This is a genomic window from Pseudomonas sp. MNR3A (assembly GCF_009650575.1).
Classification (GTDB): domain Bacteria; phylum Pseudomonadota; class Gammaproteobacteria; order Pseudomonadales; family Pseudomonadaceae; genus Aquipseudomonas; species Aquipseudomonas machongensis.
In genome coordinates this window covers 1-15,281 of record NZ_VZZS01000033.1, presented here as the reverse complement: position 1 = coordinate 15,281, position 15,281 = coordinate 1, and the positions used below count along the sequence as shown (strand labels likewise).

Here is a 15,281-nt window from a genome sequence, read left to right as displayed (position 1 = left end):
TCAATGGGCTCCCGGGTTGGCGGCCTGGACCATGGCGCGCAGCAGCACATCGCAGCCGTCTGCCAGGTCCTGCGGCGCGGCGTTCTCGATTTCGTTATGGCTGATGCCGCCTTCACACGGCACGAAGATCATCCCGGCCGGGCCCAGTTCGGCGAGGAAGATCGCATCGTGGCCAGCGCCACTGACGATGTCCATGTGGCTCAAGCCCAATTCGCGCGCACCCTGGCGTACCGCATCGACGCACTGCTCGGCGAAGTACAACGGAGGGAAGTCGGCGGTGGGGGTGAGCTCGAAACTCAGGCCATGGCGGGCGGCGCTGGCCTCGATCACCTCGCGCACCTCGGCGACCATCGCATCCAGGTGGGCGGGGTCGAGGTGGCGCAGGTCGAGGGTCATCTGCACCTGGCCGGGAATCACGTTGCGCGAACCGGGGTGCACATTCAGACAGCCGACGGTGCCGCAGGCATGTGGCTGGTGGGCGTGTGCCACGCGGTTGACTGCGGCCACCACCTCGGCAGCGCCAACCAGCGCATCCTTGCGCAGGTGCATCGGCGTCGGGCCTGCATGCGCCTCGACGCCAGTGAACACCAGGTCGAACCACTTCTGGCCCAGGCAGCCCTGAACCACACCGATGGTGGTGCGCTGGTCCTCCAGCACAGGCCCCTGCTCGATATGCGCTTCGAAATAGGCGCCGACCGGATGCCCGGTGGGCACTCGCGGGCCGGCGTAACCGATGCGCTGAAGCTCCGCGCCCACCGAAAGGCCCTGTTCGTCGACCTTGTCGAGGGTCTCCTGCAGGCCGAACTTACCGGCAAACACGCCCGAGCCCATCATGCACGGTGGGAAGCGCGAGCCTTCTTCGTTGGTCCACACCACCACTTCCAGCGGGGCCTCGGTCTGCAGGCCAAGGTCATTGAGGGTGCGCACCACTTCGAGCCCGGCCATGACGCCGTAGCAGCCGTCGAACTTGCCGCCGGTGGGTTGGGTATCGATATGGCTGCCGGTCATGACCGGCGCCAGTGCCGGGTTGCGTCCTGCGCGGCGGGCGAAGATGTTGCCGATGGCGTCGACACTGACTGTGCAGCCAGCCTCTTCGCACCAGTGCACGAACAGGTCGCGGGCCTGGCGGTCGAGATCGGTCAGCGCCAGGCGGCATACACCGCCCTTGGCCGTGGCACCGAGCCGGGCCAGGTCCATCAGCGATTGCCAGAGGCGCTCTCGGTTGACCAGGGCGCCCTGGCCGAGCAGGTGTTGCGAGGGATCGATGCGGGTGTTCATGGTGCGTCTCTCCTGTAGCAATTAGAGGCCTTCTTCGCGGGCTGCTTGTGGCGATATCCCAGTGGGAGCGGGCTTGCCCGCGAAGAGGCCGATACAGAGCAAGGCCTGAAATCAGGCACTCAGCGCCAGGTAACGGTTCTTGATGCTCGGGTCGTCGCGAAACTGTGCGGCGGTGCCCTGGTAGGCCACGCGGCCCTGTTCGAGCACGTAGTGACGGTCGGCCAAGGCATCGCAGACCATCAGGTTCTGCTCCACCAACAGGATCGACAGCCCTTCGTCCTTGATTCGCCGCAGGATCTTCACCAGCTCGTCGACGATCACCGGTGCCAGCCCCTCGGTCGGCTCATCGAGGATCAGCAGGCGCGGGCCGTTGAGCAGGGCGCGGGCGATCGCCAGCATCTGCTGCTCGCCGCCCGACAGCGCGAAGCCACCGTTACGGCGGCGCTCTTCCAGGCGCGGGAACATCGCGTAGACGTCGCGCAACTGCCAGCGGCTCTCCTTGCGCGTGGCGATCTTCAGGTTTTCCTCGACACTGAGCTGGCGGAAGATGCCGCGATGTTCCGGCACCAGAGCGATGCCCCGGCGGGCGATATCGAAGATTTCGCGGCCGACCAGGGGCTGACCATCAAAGCTGATCTGGCCCTGGCGAGGTTGGACAATGCCGAGGATGCTGCGCAAGGTAGTGGTCTTGCCAGCGCCGTTACGCCCGAGCAGGGTCACCAGTTCCCCGGCGCCGACCTGCAGGGAGACGCCTTCGAGCACGTGGCTTTTGTCGTAGTAGGAATGGATCGAGTCGACGTTGAGCATCAGGCGGCCTCTCCAAGGTAGGCGGTGCGCACGCGTTCGTCGTTGCGTACGAAGTCCGGGGTGCCCTCGACCAGGATCTGGCCGTGGCTCATGACGGTGATGCGCTGGCTGATCGACATGACGATGCTCATGTTGTGCTCGATCAGCAGCACGGTGTGGTCGCGGCCCAGATCGCTGATCAGTTCGGTCATCAGCGGGATGTCGTCGATGCCCATGCCGGAGGTGGGCTCGTCGAGCATCAGCAGGCTCGGCTTGGCGCAGATCGACATGCCGACTTCCAGTACGCGCTGCTGGCCATGGGAGAGTTCGCCGGCGAGGGTGTCGGCACGGCCTGTGAGTTTCAGGCGCTCGAGCACCTGGTCGGCGGTGTCCCAGTGGCTGCGCTTGTGCTCGACGCTGCGCCAGAAGTTCAGCGCGCCCAGGCCATCGCGGCCCTGGGCGGCCAGGCGCAGGTTCTCGCGCACCGAGAGGTTCTGGAACAGGCTGGTGAGCTGGAACGAGCGCGCCATGCCCAGGGCCACGCGGCCATGGGAGGGCTTGCGGACGATGTCGCGGCCATTGAACAGGATGCTGCCGGCGGTGGCCTGGCGTTCGCCGGTCAGGCAGTGGAACAGGCTGGTCTTGCCGGCGCCATTAGGGCCGATGACCGTGTGGATGGTGCCAGGCCGGACTTTCAGGTCGACACCGCCGACCGCGCGGAACGGCCCGTAGGCCAGCTCCAGGTTGCGGGTTTCCAGCAGGAACTCGCTCATCACAAGGTCTCCTTGGTCTTGGTCGACAACGCACGCCCCGGACGCAAGCGCTTGCCCAGCTCGGCCAGGCCGCCCCACAGGCCGCCACGCATGAATACCACCACCAGGATCAGGATGAGCCCGAGCAGCATCAGCCAGCGTGGCCACAGCTCCGACAGCACATCGCCCAGCACCACGATGGCGCCGGCCCCCAGCAGCGAGCCGAACAGCGAGCCGGTGCCGCCGATGATGGTCATGATCAGGATGTTCTCGCTCATCATCAGGTCGATGTTCGACAGCGGCGCAAAGTGCAGCAGCATGGCGTACAGCGCCCCGGCGATACCGGTGATGGCGCCGGACAGCATGAACACCAGGATCTTGAAGTGGCGGGTGTCGTAGCCGATCGCCGCCGCGCGGGTCTCGTTCTCGCGGATCGCCAGCAAGGTGCTGCCAAAGGGCGAGCGGATCACCCGCAGGGCGAAGGCGAAAATCAGCAGGAACAGCACGGCGACGAAGGCATAGAAGTGCCGAGGGTTGCCCAGGTCGACCAGCACGTGGCCGAAGACTTCGACATTCGGCCGTGGCACGTCGAGCAGGCCGTTGTCGCCACCGGTCCAGCCGCTGAGGGTGTAGGCCAGGAAGTACGCCATCTGGCTGAAGGCCAGGGTCAGCATGACGAAGTAGATGCCCTTGCGCCGGATCGCCAGTGCGCCGACCAGCAGCGCCAGCAACGCACCGAATACCGCAGCGCCCAGCAGCGCGGCGAACAGCCCCCATTTCAGGTGGATCATCAGCAGTGCCGCGCCATAGGCACCCACGCCGAAGAAAATGCCCTGGCCGAATGACAGCAGGCCGGTGTAGCCCAACAGCAGGTTGCAGGCGAGCGCCGCCAGGGCAAAGATCAGGATCTCGGTGGCCAGCGTGGCCGAGGGCAGCACCAGCGGCAGCAGCACCAGGCTGGCGACCACCAGCAACAGCAGGACGGGCGTGCGCGGCCCGGCCGGTAGTGGATTCTTCTCGCTCATCAGTCATGCTCTCCCGAACAGGCCATAGGGACGGACCAGGATCACCGCGGCCATCGCCCCGTAGATCATCAGGCTGGCGCCTTGCGGCCAGAGGCTGGTCATCATGCTTTGCACCACGCCGACCAGCAGTCCACCGACCAGCGCGCCGCCGAACGAACCCATGCCGCCGATCACCACCACCACGAAGGCGATGCCGAGGATCTCCGGGCCGACGAAGGGCTGGGCACCACGCAACGGCGCGAACAGCACCCCGGCGACACCGGCCAGACCCACGCCGAGGGCGAAGGTCAGGGAGAACAGGCGGAAGATGTTGGTGCCCAGCAGCGACACGGTTTCGGTGCTCTCGCTGCCGGCGCGTACCAGGGCACCGAAGCGCGTGCGTTCGAGCAGCAGCCACAGGGCCAGGCCGATCAGCGCGGCGAAGCCGATCAGGAACAGGCGGTAGTAGGGGTAGATGAAGTCGCCCAGAATGATCACGCCACGAAGCTCCGGCGGTACGGCGATGTTCTTGCCCACCGGCCCCCAGATCAGTACCGAGGCTTCCTGGATGATCAGCGCGATGCCCAGGGTGACCAGGATCTGGAAGGTGTGCGGCAGGTGGTAGATGCGCTTGATCAGCAGGCGCTCGACCGCCCAGGCCAGCGCTGCCACGACCAACGGTGCGACCAGCAGTGCCAGCCAGAAGTTGCCGGTCAGGGCCACGGCGGTGTAGCAGAGGTAGGCGCCGAGCAGGAAGAACGCCCCGTGGGCGAAGTTGACGAAGTTCAGCAGGCCGAAAATGATCGTCAGGCCCACGGCGATGAGGAAGTAGATCATCCCCAGGCCCAGGCCGTTGAGCAGTTGGAACAGGTACAATTCGAGCATGAGCGTGCCCTCGACAGCGCGCGGCGCGGCTGCCTGTACAGGTGTGTTTGACTGGCGCCGTGGCCTCAGGCCAAGGCGCAACCGGTGTGATCGACCTCGACGAACGAGCGGCCCGAACTGATGACTTCAGCCAGGTCGTCCTCGTCGCGCAACTGGCCCTGGGGCTTGCCGCGCAGCAGGTAGTAGTCCTTGAGCACCTGGTGGTCACCAGGGCGGATCAGCTCTTCGCCGGTAGGGCCCTGGAAACGCATGCCCTGCAAGGCCCTGGCGACGCTGACGCCGTCGAAGGTGCCAGCCTGGACGATGGCGTCAAGCATGACCTTGGTGCCGATGTAGTCGGCAGCCAGCGGATAGTTGGGGTTGATCCCGTAGGCCTTCTGCGTGGCGGCGACCAGTGCCTTGTTCAGCGGCGTATCCACCTGATGCCAGTACTGGGCACCCAGGTAGACCCCTTCGAGCACGTCGCTGCCCAGCTCCTGGAACTGGTCGAGCCCTGCCGACCAGACCAGCAGCACCTTCATCCGCTCCTTGATCCCGAAGTTGACCGCCTGGCGCAAAGCGTTGGACGACTGGCTGCCGAAGTTCAGCAGCACCAGCACGTCGGGCTTGGCGGCGATGGCGTTGGTCAGGTACCCGGAGAACTCCTGCTCCTGCAGTGAGTGGTAGCTGTTGCCGATGTGCTCGACACCGAACTCGGCAAAAACCTTGCGCGCATTGTCCAGCAGCGCATCGCCGAACACGTATTGCGGGGTGATGGTGTACCAGCGCTTGGCTTGCGGCAGCTGGCGAATCATCGGCACCAGGGTTTCGCGGATCGCGCCGTAGGTCGGGACCGACCAGCGGAATGTCGAGAGATTGCAATCCTTGCCGGTGATCTCGTCGGCGCCGACCGGGGTCATGAACACGCCGCCGGCCTTGTTGATTTCCTTGGACACGGCCAGGGCCGACGAAGACAGGGTGCAGCCCTGGAAGAATCTCGCACCGTCCTGGCCGATGGCTTCCTGCACCTTGCGCACCGCCTTGCCGGCATTGCCTTCGGTGTCGATGACCTTGTACTGCAGCGGCCGCCCCAGCAGTTGCGGGTGCTCGGCGATGGCCAGGCGCGAGCCCATGTCGGCGTACTTGCCATAGCTGGCGAAGGCGCCGGACATCGACTTGAGCCCGTAGAAGACCAGCGGCTGTTCGGCGAATGCCCGCTGCGCTCCCAGGGGGAGGCTGCCGAGGGCACCCAGGGCAAGACCTGCCTTGAGCAGGGTACGTCTTTGCATGGATAACTCCTTGATTCTGGTTATTAGGCAGGAGTGGCAATGGCAAAGCGGGTACGGCCGGGCCTTTGAGCAGGCCTCTGTGCAGGCTGGATCAGTGGTGGTGTTCGAACTCCAGCAGGAAGTTGCGTTCGACCTCGCCCTCCAGCGCGGTCATATGGTGTTCGGCGTCGCACATGTGTTCGTGCATCAGCCGGCGCACGGCCTTCTCGTCGCTGGCGCGCAGGGCGACCAGCAGTTGCTTGTGGTAGTCGATGTTGGCAGCGGCGAACGCTTGGCGCTTGGGCAGGTAGGCCTTCTTCAGCACGACCAGGTCGCGCAGCAGGTCGTTGAGGAACACCGCCATGAAGCGCAGCAGTGGATTGGGGCAGCGGCGCGCCAGCAAGGTGTGGAATTCGATCTCCGCCAGGCGCTGTTCGCGCTGGCCCTGTTCGCTGTCTTCCGGGGTGCTGCAGAAGTCGATGTTGGCCTGCAGCGCGGCGTAGTCGGCGTCGCTGAGCTGGCCCATCACGGCCACTGCCAGCTCGACCTCGATGACTTTGCGCAGCTGGTAGACCTGTTCGCCGTCCAGATGCTGGAAGTGCAGGTAGTTGCGCAGCGCGCGACTGGCGGGCTCGGTGCCGACTTCAGCGAGATAGGCACCGCCGGTAGGGCCGGTGCGGGTGTTGACCAGCCCTTCGACCTCCAGGGCCTTGAGCGCCTCGCGGGCGGTCCCTTTGGAGCATTCGAAGTGCTCCATCAGCTCGCGCTCGGTGGGCAGGCGATCGCCTGGGCGCAGGGCCTCGGTGACGATCGAGCGCTTGACCGATTCGACGATGACGTCGGAGAGCTTCTGGCGCTTGCGTTTGGGTTTGAGCATTTCGCTATTTTTCATATTTATGCGGATAAATAGGATTTAGCGAGTTTTGCTGGAAGGGGTCAATGGTGGCGGGGGAGCAGGGGTCGCAAATGGAGTGAAAGGGTCGGGGAGGGATAAGTGAAGCGGGCTCGGAAATCTGAAACTGCCCCCGTGGACGCGGGCAGGCCCGCTTCCACACAAGGGAGAGTTCGTTCCATGCGATCAGCCTTGTCGGCCAGGACCCTGTTCGAGGTGGGCCTGGCTGCAGTACCAGTCCTTGCCGAGCTTGAGCGCCCGGTCGTTGGGCAGGTGTACGCCGCAATGGGCGCAACGCACCATGGTCAAGGGGTCTTCGAGGCGTGGCTCGGGGCGCGATTGCTGGCTGATCTTGAATTTGCGCCACAGCCAGAACGCGGCGGCGATCAGGGCGATCCAGAAGAGTAGGCGAACCATGGTGTCCAGCTTGTCGTGAATGAAGAGGCCACAGTCTAGGGCGCGGCCATGAAAAAAGGGAGGCCTGGGCCTCCCTTTCTCGTCGCGCGATCTGTCAGTCGAACAGACCGAAGGTCAGGTAGCTGAACCAGGAACGATCCACCTCGGCGTCCTTCGGACCTTCCGGCAGGATCGGGTCGCCGTTTTCGTCTTTGGGCAGCAGGTCGGCTGGCATTTCCGAACGGGCGTCCTTGAACTGACGGACCACGTCCTGGTTGGCGCGGGTTTCACCCGGTGGCAGCGGGGTGTCGGTCTCGATCAGGCCCAGGGTGGCCTTGGACAGCCAGGAGCGGCCGTCGGACTCGCCCTGCTTGGGTACGAACTGGCCGTCTACCAGGCTCGGGTGGTTCGGGTAGTTGAGCTTGAGGGTTTCCAGGCTGGTGGCGGCCAGGTCGTCCAGGTGCATTTTCTGGTAGGCCTCGGTCATCACGGCCAGGCCGTCGGCAACCGATGGCGTTTCCTGGAAGTTCTCCACCACGTAGCGGCCACGGTTGGCGGCGGCGACGTAAGCCTCACGGCTCAGGTAGTAGTCGGCGACGTGGATTTCGTAGGAGGCCAACAGATTGCGCAGGTAGATCATGCGCTGCTTGGCGTCCGGGGCGTAACGGCTATTGGGGAAGCGGCTGGTGAGCTGGGCGAACTCGTTGTACGAGTCGCGCGCCGCGCCCGGGTCACGCTTGGTCATGTCCAGCGGCAGGAAGCGCGCCAGCAGGCCGCGGTCCTGGTCGAACGAGGTCAGGCCTTTCAGATAATAGGCGTAGTCGACGTTCGGGTGCTGCGGGTGCAGGCGGATGAAGCGCTCGGCAGCGGACTTCGCGGCCTCGGGCTCGGTGTTCTTGTAGTTGGCGTAGATCAGCTCGAGCTGGGCCTGGTCGGCGTAGCGGCCGAACGGGTAGCGCGATTCCAGGGCCTTGAGCTTGTTCACGGCACTGGTGTAGCTGTGGTTGTCCAGGTCGGCCTGCGCCTGCTGGTACAACTCGGCTTCGCTGAGGTTCTCGTCAATGACTTCCTTGTTCGAGGAACAGGCAGCAGTGAGCCCGAGGATGGCGATCAGCAGCAGGTGTTTCACTTGCATGGCGGCTTGCGTCCTTTGACGGCCGCTGTCTTGGGCGGTGCCGTCCTGTTATGATGAGCGCCCCGGCCAACCCCGGGGCAAAAGAAGCCGTATTTAACCACAAGCACGCAGCCGAAACCAAAGGCTGTAAGCCCATCGATTCGAGCATGTCCGAGATCATTCAACTTAGTGCAGAGGTCCCGTCCGAGCTGGGCGGTCAACGCCTCGACCAGGTCGCCGCCCAATTGTTCGACGAGTACTCGCGTTCGCGCCTGACTTCGTGGATCAAGGAAGGCCGCCTGACCGTCGATGGTGCGGTGCTGCGCCCGCGCGATACCGTCCACACCGGCTCCGTTCTCGCCCTGGAGGCCGAACAGGAGGCACAGGGTGAATGGGAGGCAGAGGACATCGAGCTGGACATCGTCTATGAAGACGACCAGATCCTGGTGATCAACAAGCCTGCCGGGCTGGTGGTCCACCCGGCTGTGGGGCATGCCAGCGGTACCCTGCTCAACGCCCTGCTGCACCATGTGCCGGACATCATCAACGTGCCGCGCGCCGGCATCGTCCACCGCCTGGACAAGGACACCACCGGTCTGATGGTGGTCGCCAAGACGCTGCAGGCGCAGACCAACCTCGTCGATCAGTTGCAGAAACGCTCGGTCAGCCGCATCTATGAATGCATCGTGGTTGGCGTGGTGACGGCCGGTGGCAAGATCGACGCACCGATCGGTCGCCACGGCGGCATGCGTCAGCGCATGGCGGTCACCGATGGCGGCAAGCCGGCGGTCAGCCACTATCGCGTGCTCAAGCGTTTCCGTTCGCACACCCACGTGCGGGTCAAGCTGGAGACCGGGCGTACCCACCAGATTCGTGTGCACATGGCCCATGTCGGCTTCCCGCTGGTGGGCGACCAGACCTACGGCGGTCGCTTCCGCATCCCGCCTGCCGCCAGTGTGGCCATGGTCGAGGCGGTCAAGCACTTCCCTCGCCAGGCCCTGCACGCGCGCTTCCTGGCGCTGGATCATCCGACGACCGGTGAGCGCATGGAGTGGAAATCGCCTCTGCCGGACGACTTCATGTGGCTGCTGTCGCTGCTCGATCAGGACCGCGAGAGCTTTATCGGATGAGTGAGCTGACGCAATCGCTGATCTTCCCCGACTGGCCGGCCCCGGCCTCGGTTCGCGCTTGCGTCACCACACGAGAGGGCGGCGTCAGCCTGCCACCCTACGAAACCTTCAACCTGGGTGACCACGTGGGCGACGATCCTGCAGCGGTCGCCGAGAACCGCCGTCGCCTGGGCGCTGAGTTCGCTATCCAGCCGGCCTGGCTCAAGCAAGTGCATGGCCTGGTCGTGGCCGACGCCGATCCGGCCGTGGTGGCCGAAGCGGATGCCAGCTGGACCGACCAGCCCGGTATCGCCTGTACCGTGATGACCGCCGATTGTTTGCCTGCGCTGTTCTGCGATCGCGCCGGTACGCGTGTGGCGGCCGCACATGCTGGCTGGCGCGGGCTGGCCGGTGGCGTGCTGGAAGCCACCCTTGATCGTCTGGCGCTGGCGCCTGAAGAGGTGCTGGTGTGGCTGGGCCCGGCTATCGGCCCGCAGGCGTTCGAAGTGGGCCTGGAAGTGCGCGATGCTTTCACCGCCGTGCATCCAGAGGCCGCCAGTGCCTTCGTCGCGGGCCAACGCCCCGACAAGCTGATCGCCGACATCTATGCCCTGGCGCGTATCCGCCTGGCCGCGCGCGGCGTGACGGCCGTCTATGGCGGAGGGTTCTGCACGGTCAGCGACCCGCGTTTCTTCTCCTATCGACGCACCCCGCAGGGCGGGCGTTTCGCTTCGCTGGTCTGGCTCGAACCTCGCTGAGCCTCTGCGCCCGTTCTAGGGCGGTTTGTGCTATGCCGTGCCATAGATCTCACTGATGTCCATCAGTGTTGTTGCTTTTTGTCGTAGTCTTTTCCTTCTCAAGCGTTTCGATCGTCTTCAAATGCGCGGCAATAGCCGCTAGGCTCGCAACAATCCGTATCGCCGTGATCTTCCAACCAGAACGAGTCGGCCATGACAGATTTGTCCCGTACGCATGGAGTCGCCAGCCAGGCCCTTGGTCTGCTGGACGGGCGTTTCTTCCGGCCACCGCTGCCGGACGGGCATGTGCTGCGCGGGCGCTTGTGCCAGCGTCTCGAAGCGGGGCTGGATGGGCGGCTGCTGCTGGTCAACGCACCGGCGGGGTTCGGCAAGAGTTCGCTGGCCATCGAGTTCTGCCAGCAGTTGCCCAGCCACTGGCGCAGCCTCTGGTTGGGCCTGAGCCAGCGCGACGCCGACCCCGGTCGTTTCCTCGAGCGTCTGCTCGAAGGCTTGCAGCAGTTCTGCCCGGCATTGGGCGGTCAGGCCATGGGTCTGCTGAAGATGCGCCAGCGTCATCAGCCGTTTGCCTTCGAGGAGTGGCTCGACAGCCTGCTCGACGAGCTGGCGCTCTACCTGAACGCCGACACGCCGCTGCTGCTGGTGCTGGATGACTACCATCTCGCCCAGGGGCCGGTTCTCGATCGCTGCCTGCAGTTCTTCCTCAACCATTTGCCCCCGGGCCTGGCATTGCTGGTCACCAGCCGCCAGCGCCCCGACTGGCACCTGGCGCGGCTGCGTCTGTCGCGCCAGTTGGCCGAGCTCAACGAACAAGACTTGCGCCTGACCTCCGATGAAGCCCTTGCCGTGATTGGCTGCCAGCCCACCGGCCTGCGTGGCCAGGCGCTGGACAACCTGATCCAGCGCAGCGACGGCTGGGTCGCCGGGTTGCGTTTCTGGCAGCTGGCGACCAGCGAGTCGGGCGAGGACCATGCCTTGCCCCAGGCGCTGCACGGTGGCGAAGGGCTGATCCGCGATTACCTGCTCGAAGAGGTCATCGAGATCCTCCCGGCAGAAGTCCAGGCTTTCCTCTACGACACCGCCTGCCAGGAGCGCTTCTGCACCGAACTGTGCGACGCCCTGCGCGAGCGCGAGGACAGCGCGGCGATCCTGCGCTACTTGCAGGCTCACCAGGTGTTCCTGGTGCCGCTGGATGAGCACGGCCGGTGGTTCCGTTATCACCACCTGTTCTCCGACCTGCTGCGCAGTCGCCAGGCCAGCGAGCCTTCGGCGGCGCTGCATCTGCGTGCCTGCCGCTGGTTCGAGCGCCAGGGGCTGCTCGACGAAGCGGTGGAGCAGGCCTTGCGTGCGGGTTCTCTGGATGTCGCCGCCGATCTGGTGCAGAGCCTTTCCGAAGAGCAGCTGTTGGCCGAACAGAACGTCGGCATGCTGCTGCGCTGGAAGATGGACCTGCCAGACAGCCTGCTGATCAGCACGCCACGCCTGATCGTGCTGTACAGCTGGGCACTGGGCCTGGCCTGCCAGTTGGATGCTGCCGAAGAACTGGCGGCCTATCTCAGCCGTTTCCTGCCAGCGCCGTCGGCGACCGCACAGAAGTCCATGCTCGCCCAGTGGCTGGCGCTCAGCGGCGTGATCGCACGCGGCCGCGGCGATCGCGAGCGGACCCTGGCCTACTGCGAGGAAGCCCTGCAGAGCCTGCCCTGCAAGCGCTATGGCCAGCGTCTGGTGTGCCTGTCGACGCTGTCCAACCTGGCCATTGCCGACGGTGACTTCTGGCGGGCGCGGGGTTGGAACCGTGAGGCGCTGGAGTTGGCCCAGCGTGTTGGCAATCCGTTGTTCGAGGCCCTGGCCCATTACGATCGCGCCAGGGTGTTGCACGCCCGGGGCGAAGTGTTGCGCGCCCTGGACGAGGTGCGTCAGGGGTTGCAGCGTCTGCAGGGGTTGTCGGGGCAGCGCCTGTACGCCGTGCGCGCCCGGTTGATTCTCTACGAAGGCTACCTGTATGCCTCGCGCCTGCAACCAGGCCAGGGGCGGGCGCGGTTGCGCGCCGGGCTGAGCGAAGCACGGGCCTGCCGTGATATCAGCGTGCTGATCGGCCATTGCGTGATCGCCTCGCTGGAGGGGCGCGACGGGCGCTTCGCCGAGGCCTTTGCGGAGCTCGCCGAGGCCGAGCGGTTGATGCATATCTGGGACGTGCCACCGATCTTCTATCTGGCCATGATCACGCTGGTGAAATGCGAGCTCTGGCTGGCCCAGGGCCGCACCGACCTTGCCGAGTCCTGGCTGCTGCGCCTGGGGCAGACCTACGGCGGCGAGCAACCGGCCGCGGCACCGGAATTTCATCCATTGCTGCCATTGCATATCGAGCTGCAACAAGCGTTGCTGGAACGTACCCTGGCACGACCGGAGCCTGCCGAGCAGCGCTTGCGGGCGCTGGTCGCGCAGGGGCAGGCCAGTGGTGGAATGATGCTGGCGGTCAGCGCGCTCTGCCAGTTGGTTGAGCTGTTGCTGGCGCAGGGGCGCGAACAGGAAGCGGGCAAGTTGCTGGGCAAAGCGCTTGAGGCCGCGCGTGGCGGCGCCTTGCATGCTTTCCAGCGGCTGCTGGAGGAACGCCCGATATGGTTGCGCGAGCAGCTCGCCGCCAGCCCCGTGTGCCCGGTCCAGGCCGAACTGCTGGCACGCCTGCCGCAGACCCAGCCTGTTACCGTGGCCAGCAATGAGGCGCTCAGCGGCCGTGAGCTGGCGGTACTGGAACTGATCGCCCAAGGCTGCTCCAACCAGCAGATCAGCGAGCGCCTGTTCATCTCCCTGCACACCGTCAAGACCCACGCCAGCCATATCAACAGCAAGCTAGGCGTGGAGCGCCGCACGCAAGCCGTGGCACGGGCCAAATCGCTTGGCCTGCTGGTCTAGAAAGCGCCTTGCAGTTAAAATGATGGCTAGTTGACATTATCTTGTCATGCGCTGACTTCCCAGTCTCATCTTTCCCGCCGCCCGGCCGATACAGCATTCGCCGGGCACAGTCGCCGCAGGTCTTTTTCCACCTCTTCTCAATACAGGTCGTGTTGATGCTGCAGTATGGGCAAAAAAGCTTTCTGATCGTCGACGACTTCACCGACTTTCGCACCTCGACGCGCTCCATGCTGCGCGAGCTGGGTGTGCGCGACGTGGACACCGCCGACAGTGGCGAGCAGGCCCTGCGGATGTGCGCGCAGAAGCGCTATGACTTCATTCTCCAGGACTTCCACCTGGGCGATGGCAAGAAGAATGGCCAGCAGGTGCTCGAGGACCTGCTGCTGGACAAGCTCATCAGCCATGAATGCGTGTTCATCATGGTCACTGCCGAAAGCAGCCAGTCGATCGTCCTCAGTGCCATCGAGCATGAACCTGACGCCTATCTGACCAAGCCGTTCAACCGCCTGGGCCTGGCCCAGCGGCTGGAAAAGCTGGTGCAGCGCAAGACCCTGCTCAAGCCGATCCTCCAGGCGCTGGACCGTGGGCGCCCGGCCGAGGTGCTGGCGGCTTGCGCCGAGCTGTGCAAGCAGGATCCGCGTTTCGCGCCGTTGTGCCTGCGCTACCGGGCCGATGCGTTGCGCGACCTCAATCGCTTCGACGACCTGGAAAAGTTTCTTACCAACATTCTTGCCAGCCGCCCGCAGCCTTGGGTGTATGCGGCGCTGGGCAGCCTGATGCACAAGCGTGGCCAGTACGAACAGGCCCAGGGCGTCTATGAGCAAGCGCTCAAAGCGTTCCCGATCATGCCTGGGCTGTACGACGGGCTGGCCGAAGTGCTGGTGGCCAAGGGCGACAACAAGCGCGCCCAGCACATGCTCGAAGAGGCGGTGCGCCTATCGCCGCTTGCGGTGCGTCGCCAAGCCGCGCTGGGCAAGCTGGCGCTGGACAACGAAGACTACGAAGGCGCATCCAAGGCATACCGGCATGCCGTTAGCCAGGGGCAGAGCTCGCGTTACAAGAGCGCCGAGAGCAACCTGGGCCTGGTCCAGGCGCTGATGAACAAGAACGCCGGCAACGGTCTGGATGCGCGTACGCGGGTCGAGATCAATACCGTGCTCAGCGAAGTCGCCAAGGAAAACACCGAGGACCAGGGCCTGCAGGTGCGCGCCCGGCTGATGAAGGCTGCCAGCCTGCAGCAGGCCGGCGATGCGGAAACCGCGGCTAAGCTCACCGAGCAGGCCATGCAGCGCCTGGACAAGATGGACCAGTTCTTCTCGGTCGATGCCGCACTGACCGTGGCCAGGCAGCTCAAGGAGCTGGGCCAGGAGTCGGCCGGGACTTCGATCCTCAAGGGCTGCGTGGAAACCTATGGCGATGACCCGAAAGTGATGCAGAGTGTGGCCAAGGTGACTGACGACCCGAGCGTGCTCGGCGCTGTCACCGAAGCCGTGGACCTCAACCGCCAGGGTGTACGCAGTTACCAGGGCGGCCAGTTGAACGAGGCTCTGGAGATGTTCCGCAAGGCCCTGTCGTTGCAACCGAAGAACATCAGTATCGCCCTCAATACCGCCCAGGCGCTGCTGCGTATCGGCGGCGAAAGTCCGTCGGAGTCGCTTATGCAGGAATGTCGCAACTGCCTTAACCGCGTGGCCGGCATCCCCGCCAGCGACAACCGCTTCGACCGCTACCGCAAGCTGCACGTGCGGGTGTTCGGCGCATGAGCCGCGATGAGCAGGGGCTGGATTTTTCCACGGTGATCGCCTCCACCGTGCATGACATGAAGAACTCGCTTTCGGCCCTGATCCAGGCCCACGACCAGTGGCTGGCGCGTTTGCCCGAACAGTCCCGCAGTGGCAGCGAACAAGGGGTGATGGAGCACGAGTTCCGCCACCTCAACGGTATGCTGGTGCAGTTGCTGGGGTTGTACAAGCTGGGCATCAACCAGTTGCCGATCTGCCCCGACTACCACGAGCTCGAGGATTTCGTCGAAGCCCAGTTGGCGGCGCAACAGGAAGTCATCCGCCACCGCGACGTGCTGGCGACCTGGCGCATCGACACCGAAAGCCCGCTGGGCTTCTTCGACCGTGAACTGGTCGCCTCGGTGGTCG

The 15,281-nt window shown here is 64.9% G+C and carries 13 protein-coding genes and 1 pseudogene; 5 read left to right on the top strand and 9 right to left on the bottom strand.

Going from position 1 to position 15,281, the window contains the following annotated elements:
• The 9 genes from F6X62_RS22505 to F6X62_RS22465 form a co-directional block, all read right to left on the bottom strand.
• On the bottom strand, positions 1-1,278 hold the full coding sequence (locus tag F6X62_RS22505; RefSeq protein WP_054895106.1) for a Zn-dependent hydrolase: 1,278 nt from the start codon (positions 1,276-1,278) through the stop codon (positions 1-3).
• Positions 1,279-1,389: 111 nt separating this feature from the next.
• Complete coding sequence (locus tag F6X62_RS22500) at positions 1,390-2,085, bottom strand: ABC transporter ATP-binding protein (RefSeq protein ID WP_153774752.1); 696 nt, start codon at positions 2,083-2,085, stop codon at positions 1,390-1,392.
• Positions 2,085-2,837, bottom strand: a complete 753-nt coding sequence (locus F6X62_RS22495) for an ABC transporter ATP-binding protein (RefSeq protein WP_054895108.1) — start codon at positions 2,835-2,837, stop codon at positions 2,085-2,087. The genes F6X62_RS22500 and F6X62_RS22495 overlap by 1 nt, the downstream gene beginning before the upstream one ends.
• Positions 2,837-3,841: a branched-chain amino acid ABC transporter permease gene (locus F6X62_RS22490; RefSeq protein ID WP_153774751.1), complete on the bottom strand. Its 1,005-nt coding sequence runs from the start codon at positions 3,839-3,841 to the stop codon at positions 2,837-2,839. Before F6X62_RS22490 ends, F6X62_RS22495 begins: the two co-directional genes overlap by 1 nt.
• 3 nt (positions 3,842-3,844) lie before the next feature.
• A complete protein-coding gene (locus F6X62_RS22485; RefSeq protein ID WP_151926499.1) occupies positions 3,845-4,705 on the bottom strand; it encodes a branched-chain amino acid ABC transporter permease in 861 nt (286 codons plus the stop codon).
• Between the two features lie 65 nt (positions 4,706-4,770).
• Entirely contained in the window at positions 4,771-5,973 is a 1,203-nt protein-coding gene (locus F6X62_RS22480; protein WP_153774750.1) for an ABC transporter substrate-binding protein, read from the bottom strand.
• A 91-nt stretch (positions 5,974-6,064) separates the two neighbouring features.
• Positions 6,065-6,829, bottom strand: coding sequence for a FadR/GntR family transcriptional regulator (locus F6X62_RS22475; RefSeq protein WP_054895112.1), 765 nt, complete (start codon positions 6,827-6,829; stop codon positions 6,065-6,067).
• A 201-nt stretch (positions 6,830-7,030) separates the two neighbouring features.
• Positions 7,031-7,261 (bottom strand): PP0621 family protein, encoded by a 231-nt coding sequence (locus tag F6X62_RS22470; RefSeq protein WP_063542822.1) that lies wholly within the window; start codon positions 7,259-7,261, stop codon positions 7,031-7,033.
• A gap of 94 nt (positions 7,262-7,355) precedes the next feature.
• On the bottom strand, positions 7,356-8,375 hold the full coding sequence (locus F6X62_RS22465) for an outer membrane protein assembly factor BamD (protein WP_054895114.1): 1,020 nt from the start codon (positions 8,373-8,375) through the stop codon (positions 7,356-7,358).
• Positions 8,376-8,521: 146 nt separating this feature from the next.
• Here F6X62_RS22465 and rluD point away from each other — a divergent pair, with 146 nt between their 5' ends.
• The 5 genes and pseudogenes from rluD to F6X62_RS22440 all read left to right on the top strand — a co-directional run.
• Positions 8,522-9,484, top strand: a complete 963-nt coding sequence (gene rluD, locus F6X62_RS22460; protein WP_063542824.1) for a 23S rRNA pseudouridine(1911/1915/1917) synthase RluD — start codon at positions 8,522-8,524, stop codon at positions 9,482-9,484.
• The gene (pgeF, locus tag F6X62_RS22455) at positions 9,481-10,221 is read left to right on the top strand and encodes a peptidoglycan editing factor PgeF (RefSeq protein WP_063542826.1); all 741 of its coding nucleotides are present in this window, start codon (positions 9,481-9,483) and stop codon (positions 10,219-10,221) included. Before rluD ends, pgeF begins: the two co-directional genes overlap by 4 nt.
• Before the next feature lie 192 nt (positions 10,222-10,413).
• On the top strand, positions 10,414-13,131 hold the full coding sequence (locus F6X62_RS22450) for a LuxR C-terminal-related transcriptional regulator (protein ID WP_153774749.1): 2,718 nt from the start codon (positions 10,414-10,416) through the stop codon (positions 13,129-13,131).
• Positions 13,132-13,286: 155 nt separating this feature from the next.
• Positions 13,287-14,894, top strand: a complete 1,608-nt coding sequence (locus tag F6X62_RS22445) for a tetratricopeptide repeat-containing response regulator (protein ID WP_054895118.1) — start codon at positions 13,287-13,289, stop codon at positions 14,892-14,894.
• Positions 14,891-15,281, top strand: a pseudogene (locus F6X62_RS22440) (sensor histidine kinase); the annotation flags it as partial. The gene F6X62_RS22445 and the pseudogene F6X62_RS22440, both read left to right, overlap by 4 nt.